Below are 6,465 nucleotides of genomic sequence, written 5' to 3'. Positions count from 1 at the left end.
TGCGATACGCCCTTGGCTGTTCGTCGTAGCGCGATTTGGGAATGCAGATGCTGATATGATTGCCGAAGTGGCCGGGTGTATGAAGAATATCGATCTGTGCGCCATCCAGATCGAGCGTGGTGTCATGGTCCACGATGACATCGGGATTAAAACTGACATCAACACCTTCGCCGCCGCCGATTTGCTGGCTTTGCGCCAGTTCCTGCATGATATCGCTTCGACCTGCCTGTGCATCACCAAAGGCCACGATCGGTGCACCGGTCATCTCAGACAAACGCGCGGCCAGAGGCGAGTGATCAAGATGGGCGTGGGTGACCAGAATGTATTTCAGCGGCGTTGCGTTGCTGATCGTTTGAAGAATTGCGTCCAGATGCGGGTCGCTGATCGGGCCAGGATCAACCACGGCCAGTTCCTTTTCCCCAAGGACAAACGTATTTGTTCCACGAAAGGTCATCGGTGACGGGTTCGGGGCGACGATCCGGCGAATGCCGGGTTCAAGCGTTTCGATTTGGCCATGGACGGGCTGAAAACTGGGATCGGGATCTTTCATGGCACTTTCTTGATGGTGTCGCTGACATGCTTTGGATAGCTTTAGCGCATGATGTTCCGTTGGCTCAAACAATACATGCCGCGCGGTCTTTATGCGCGCGCTTTGCTTATTCTGGTTTTGCCGGTTGTCACGCTGCAACTTGTTGTTTCGGTGGTGTTTATCCAGCGCCATTTCGAAGGCGTGACCGAACAGCTGACCGATCAGTTGTCGCGGGCCTTGTTGATTTCGAAGGCCACGGTTGATCCGGCAATTTTGGATCTGTTGGAGTTCCGGATTTCCACCGCAACCCCCAGTCAGGTGCCGGATGCAGACAGCTATCAATGGTATGACTTTGCCGGTCGCGTGGTTATTCGCGAACTTCGTGCAAAGAACCCGGACATTATACGCGTCAGTCTGCCTGACGACAGAATCGTGTTTCTGTATCTTCAGGATGGCGACGACATCCTGCGCTACCGTTTTTCCCGCGATTTGGTTTCTGCGCCGAACCCTCATCAGCTTTTGGTGAATATGGTGTTCTTCGGGGCTTTGATGACGTTCATCGCATTTCTGTATCTTCGTAATCAGCTGCGTCCCATCGCCCGTCTGTCTGCCGCGGCCGAAGCCTTTGGCCGGGGTCGGCATATACCTTATTCGCCGTCCGGCGCGGTCGAAGTCCGCGCGGCAGGTAACGCGTTTCTGGATATGCGGAACCGGATCGAACGGCAGATTGAACAGCGGACCATGATGCTGTCGGGGGTAAGTCATGATTTGCGAACGCCGCTAACACGGTTGAAGCTGGGGCTGTCGTTTCTTGAAGACGAAGACCGCGAACCGCTAGAGCGCGACGTCGAGGATATGCAGCGATTGATCGATGCGTTTCTGGACTTTGCGCGTGGCGATTCAGAAAGCGGTGTCGCCGAAAAAATTAATCCAGACGAATTGGTCACCGGCATCGTTGGTAAATTTCAAGACGCTGGCCAAAAGGTGGTTCAGTTGGATACCGAAGGGCAGGGCGAGGTGTCGTTGAAAAAGACGGCCATGTCCCGGGCCATTGAAAACCTGATCGGCAATGCGGTGCGCTATGGATCGACATGCGAGGTCAGCGTTTCCATCACGGAACGCGCATTGCGTATCCGTGTTGAAGATGACGGTCCGGGTATTGCGCCTGAACAAAGGGAAGAGGCCGTTCGCCCCTTTGTACGACTGGATCCTTCTAGAAATCAGGATCGCGGATCGGGCGTGGGCCTCGGACTAGCGATTGCGGCGGACATCGCGCGCGCGCACGGCGGTGTGTTACGCTTGGGCGAAAGCGAAACACTCGGCGGGCTGCGTGCCGACATCGTGATCGCGCGATAATTTAAGTATAATTAACGATTTGCTCCGCGTTGCGAACAAATTTGTGCCCCGAGGCTGTCTTTGATCGCTGGCTTTCTCTGATCATCAGATCAGAAAAGGACAGAGTAATGCTTCATCGTGTTTTGCCCGCTTTAGCCCTTGGAATAGCTGGAAGCAGTGTGCCACTTGGGGCCAGCGCAGGCCCTGCAGCCGTGAACCCTAAGGTGCATGTTGCCCCGTCGGCGGACTACAAGGAACAGTGGTTTACCACGCAGGACAACTGCACCTATTCACGCACCAGCGCGCCGGGTTACGGGACACAGTGGTATCTGGTGTTGAACCCACACCACGTTGGCAAACCGAATGCGCACGGAAACTGCCCGACGCGACTGAAAGGGTCGTGAACGTCGTTTATTCGGGGTTTGGCAGAACGCGGTTAAAGCTTGCTTCCTGAGCGATCAAAACAGCCTGTGTGCGGCTTTGGACGCCAAGCTTGCGCATGATGGCCGTGACATGGGCTTTGACCGTGGTTTCCGCAATCGACAGTTCATAGGCGATTTGCTTGTTCAGACGGCCTTCGCAAATCAGGCTTAGAATACGGGCCTGTTGGTTGGTCAGTGTCGACAGCCTCTCAAGCGCGTCAACGGGGGCTGTACGGCCTGTGCTGTCATCCTCGGGATCGATGTAACCTTCGGGTACAAAGGTTTTTCCGTCGACAATGGCATCAACTGCCTTACGGAAGACAGACCGCTGCGAATGTTTGGGCACATAGCCGTTGGCGCCCGCTTTGATCGCATGGCTGATCATTCGGTGATCGGCCAATGACGATGCGATCATGATGGCCGCCTTAGGGGCTGCGCGCCGCAGGCGCACCAACCCGTCCAACCCGTTCACATCAGGCAAATGCAGGTCAAGGATGATGAAGTCGATGGGCTTGGCTTCGATCTTGGCCAGCGCATCGTTCAATGTTCCGGCTGTATCAACCTCGGTAAAATCGGCAATCGAGGTCAAAGTCAGCGTCATCGCGTCGCAAAACAACGGATGATCATCGACAACCAGAGCATGGGTCGGCTGTGCTTTTTGCACGCTATCGGTCAGCTGCGTCATTGGGTTCTGAGCCTCGCATTCTTGGCACGTACGCCATTATAGCCAATTCGCCGGTTTTCGTCGCTTGCCCTAAAGTAGGAGACGTTTTTACCGTTCCGGCAACAGCCCACGTGGACTGAACCGGAGCACGACAAGCAACACAACACCCATCGTCAGAAGGCGCATGTGCTGCACGCTATCCTGAAGATGATCCTTCAGCGCGCCATCGCCCATACCCATGGTGATGCCGTTGATCAGGGCCTGGCCCATCGGTTCGACCTGAACCCACAGGAACCAGATCAGGAAACCTCCAAGAACCGCGCCAAGGTTATTACCGGACCCGCCAACAATGACCATCACCCAAATCAAGAAGGTGAAACGAAGTGGTTGATAGGTCGTCGGTGTCAACGCGCCATCCAGCGTGGTCATCATGGCACCAGCGATACCACAAATGGCAGAGCCGAGGATGAACACCTGCAAATGGCGTTTGGTGACATCCTTGCCCATCGCACGCGCCGCTGTTTCGTTATCACGGATCGCCCGCATCATACGACCCCAAGGGCTGTTGCGGGACAGCTGTGCCAGAACAAGGATCAACACCAGAACCGCTGTCAGAAGCAGGCTGTATTGCAGTTTGACCCAAAGCGTTGAGGCGGTCGTTGCATCCAATCCCAAAGACGCAGCCCGTTCCACAAAGGCCGGATCGTTTTGCAGGTCGATTTCGTAAGGCACTGGACGGGGCAGGCCGATGACGTTCTTCACGCCGCGTGCTAGCCAGTCTTCGTTTTTCAAGACGGCGATGACGATCTCGGCGATACCCAGAGTGGCGATCGCCAGATAATCCGACCGAAGGCCAAGCGCCGTTTTCCCGATAAACCAAGCGGCCCCCGCTGCCAGCAGACCACCCATAGGCCACGAAAGAAGAACGGGCAGGCCCAGACCACCAAGGTTTCCGCTGATCGCTGCATCATAAGCCTCGACCGCCGCAACACCGGGATCAAACACGGCGCGGAACAGGAAGAAACCCCCGATGATGATGGCCGCCACCGCGTATCCCCGCCATTTGCGCGGCGCTTTTTGCCATGTCAGAATGGCCAGCGCGATGGAAAGCGCACCCAGAACCAGACCGCCAATAATGCGCAGGCCACCGGCGGCCCATGCCTCGGTTACCGGAGGGGTCGATGTCAGCACAACGGCCAAGCCACCCAGTGCGACAAACCCCATGATCCCGACATTGAACAGGCCAGCTAGCCCCCATTGAAGGTTCACGCCCAAGGCCATGACAGCGCTGACCAGCCCCATGTTCAGGATGAACAAGGCCGAGTTCCAGCTTTGCACGATGCCGGTTCCGATGATCAGGACGGCAACGAGCGCGAAAAGAAGCGTGGTACGCATAGTCTGTGTCATACCGATTTTCCTTTGAACAAGCCGGTCGGACGGAACAAGAGAACGATGACAAGGATCACAAAGCTGACCGCGAACTTATAGTCGGTGGACAGAAGCTGCATCAGACCTGAGGGTTCCAAAGGTTCGGGCAGGGCGTAGACCAACACCTTTTTCCACGCATAGGTGATCGCCACCTCCGAAAACGCGATGACAAAGCCACCAGCGATAGCGCCCAAGGGCGACCCCAAGCCACCGACAATCGCAGCGGCAAAGATGGGCAGAACCAGTTGGAAATAGGTAAAGGGTTTGTAGGTTTTATCGAGTCCGTAAAGAACACCTGCGATGGTCGCGAGTGCCGCGACGATGATCCACGTCACACGCACAACGCGCTCAGGATCAATGCCGGACAGCAGAGCCAAATCTTCGTTATCGGAATAGGCGCGCATGGATTTGCCCGTGCGTGTGCGGTTCAGGAACCAGAAGAGCGCGGCGACCACCAGAATGGCTGTAACGACCGTCAAAACCTGTGTGGTTCGGATCGCCAGACCTTCGGAAAGACCTGTCATCGCTTTGAAATCACGTGCGGAAATCAGAAAACGTTCGCCATCCGCAAAGTTCTGATCATCCGGCCCCAAAACCAGACGGGTCAGGCCGTTGTAGATGAACATCACCCCGATGGACACAATCACCATTATCACCGGCGCAACCTTTTGTTTGCGGTAGAACCGGTAGACCAAACGATCTGTGCCCAAAACCAAAACAGCTGTGAACGCAATGCCAACCGGAATGGCCAGAAGGGCCGTCGGTAGCGGCCCAAGCGAGATGCCCACCGATTGCAGACCCCATGTTGCGATGATCGTCACCATGGTGCCCAAGGCCATCGTGTCGCCATGGGCAAAGTTGGAAAACCGCAGAATGCCGTAGATCAAGGTCACGGCAAGCGCCCCCAGCGCCAACTGGCTGCCATAGGCCACGGCGGGGACAAAGACGAAATTGCCAAAGGCAACAAGAGCGTTCAGAAGATCCATAAGATTAGGGCCTGACTGAGGTTAGGATGGGGTGCACTGACCCGAATAGGACGCGCGATAAGGGAAAGCGATGCCGATCTCGACGTAGTTGCTGGTGCCATCCGGTCCGATCTGTAAAAGGCCGACAGCACCGTTTGTGTTTGGCGAAACAAAGGCCCGACCGCCATCTTCTTCGGCCATTTGATCAAAGGGACGCTCGCCCGCGATGGAGGACATCAACCAGCGATCATCAAGCGCGCCAAAGGTGACTTCATAGTCGGTCGCGTTGCATGCCTCTGTGTCCAGACATTCGGTGTCAAACGCACAGGTCAGGGACTCGGCATGCGCCAATGCGGGCAGGGCGATGAAACCAGCGATCAAAGGCATACGAAAAGAAACAGACATACTCATCCTCCAAGGAAACTCTTGCGGACTTCGGGATCTGCCAGCAGGTCCTTGCCGCTGCCGGTGAACGCATTGGCACCCTGCACAAGGACATAGCCTTTGTCCGCGATTTCAAGCGCTTGGCGTGCGTTTTGTTCAACCATCAGGATGGGAATGCCACTGCGCGACACTTCGATGATGCGGTCAAACAGTTCGTCCATAACGATGGGCGACACGCCTGCGGTTGGCTCATCCAGCATCAGAACCTTGGGCTTGGTCATCAACGCGCGGCCCACAGCAACCTGCTGACGCTGACCACCAGACAATTCACCTGCGGCTTGGTTGCGCTTGTCGCGCAGGATCGGGAACAGATCATAGACCTGTTCCATCGTATCGCGGAAATCGTCGGTGCGGATGAAGGCACCCATTTCAAGGTTCTCTTCCACCGTCATCGACGTGAAAATGTTGTGTGTCTGCGGAACAAAGCCCATGCCCGCCACAACGCGTTCTTGCGGTGTCAGGGCGGTGATATCGCGGCCATCCAAACGAACCGAGCCTTCACGCAGGTTCAGCATCCCGAACACGGCCTTCATCGCGGTGGATTTGCCAGCCCCGTTCGGGCCGACGATCACAGCGATTTCGCCCTTTTCGACGCTTAAAGTGCAGCCATGCAGAATATCGGCACCACTGCCGTATCCGCCGGTCATGTTTTCACCGATCAAGTAAGGTTCGCTCACC

General features: G+C 56.1%; 8 protein-coding genes. 2 read left to right on the top strand and 6 right to left on the bottom strand.

The annotated features are described in order from the left end of the window. The coding region (locus AC4FIA_RS06830) for an MBL fold metallo-hydrolase (protein WP_490365219.1) at positions 1–550 on the bottom strand (550 nt) is incomplete at its 3' end. A 48-nt stretch (positions 551–598) separates the two neighbouring features. On the opposite strand from AC4FIA_RS06830, the gene AC4FIA_RS06825 reads away from it, so the two are divergent. Further along, complete coding sequence (locus AC4FIA_RS06825; protein ID WP_490365218.1) at positions 599–1,885, top strand: ATP-binding protein; 1,287 nt, start codon at positions 599–601, stop codon at positions 1,883–1,885. A 107-nt stretch (positions 1,886–1,992) separates the two neighbouring features. Further along, entirely contained in the window at positions 1,993–2,268 is a 276-nt protein-coding gene (locus AC4FIA_RS06820; RefSeq protein ID WP_490365217.1) for a hypothetical protein, read from the top strand. A 7-nt stretch (positions 2,269–2,275) separates the two neighbouring features. Here the strand turns inward: AC4FIA_RS06820 and AC4FIA_RS06815 are convergent, their stop codons facing one another. The 5 genes from AC4FIA_RS06815 to AC4FIA_RS06795 form a co-directional block, all read right to left on the bottom strand. Then, a complete protein-coding gene (locus tag AC4FIA_RS06815) occupies positions 2,276–2,971 on the bottom strand; it encodes a response regulator (RefSeq protein WP_490365216.1) in 696 nt (231 codons plus the stop codon). An 87-nt stretch (positions 2,972–3,058) separates the two neighbouring features. Then, entirely contained in the window at positions 3,059–4,357 is a 1,299-nt protein-coding gene (locus AC4FIA_RS06810; protein ID WP_200813180.1) for a branched-chain amino acid ABC transporter permease, read from the bottom strand. Then, the gene (locus AC4FIA_RS06805) at positions 4,354–5,364 is read right to left on the bottom strand and encodes a branched-chain amino acid ABC transporter permease (RefSeq protein WP_287476517.1); all 1,011 of its coding nucleotides are present in this window, start codon (positions 5,362–5,364) and stop codon (positions 4,354–4,356) included. Before AC4FIA_RS06805 ends, AC4FIA_RS06810 begins: the two co-directional genes overlap by 4 nt. Before the next feature lie 21 nt (positions 5,365–5,385). Further along, positions 5,386–5,748: a hypothetical protein gene (locus AC4FIA_RS06800; RefSeq protein ID WP_490365215.1), complete on the bottom strand. Its 363-nt coding sequence runs from the start codon at positions 5,746–5,748 to the stop codon at positions 5,386–5,388. 2 nt (positions 5,749–5,750) lie between these two features. Continuing rightward, positions 5,751–6,464, bottom strand: coding sequence for an ABC transporter ATP-binding protein (locus AC4FIA_RS06795; protein WP_490365214.1), 714 nt, complete (start codon positions 6,462–6,464; stop codon positions 5,751–5,753). Position 6,465: the final 1 nt, after the last annotated feature.

The sequence above is a fragment of the Thalassococcus sp. genome, from assembly GCF_982780845.1.
This window is presented reverse-complemented; position numbering and strand designations above follow the sequence as displayed.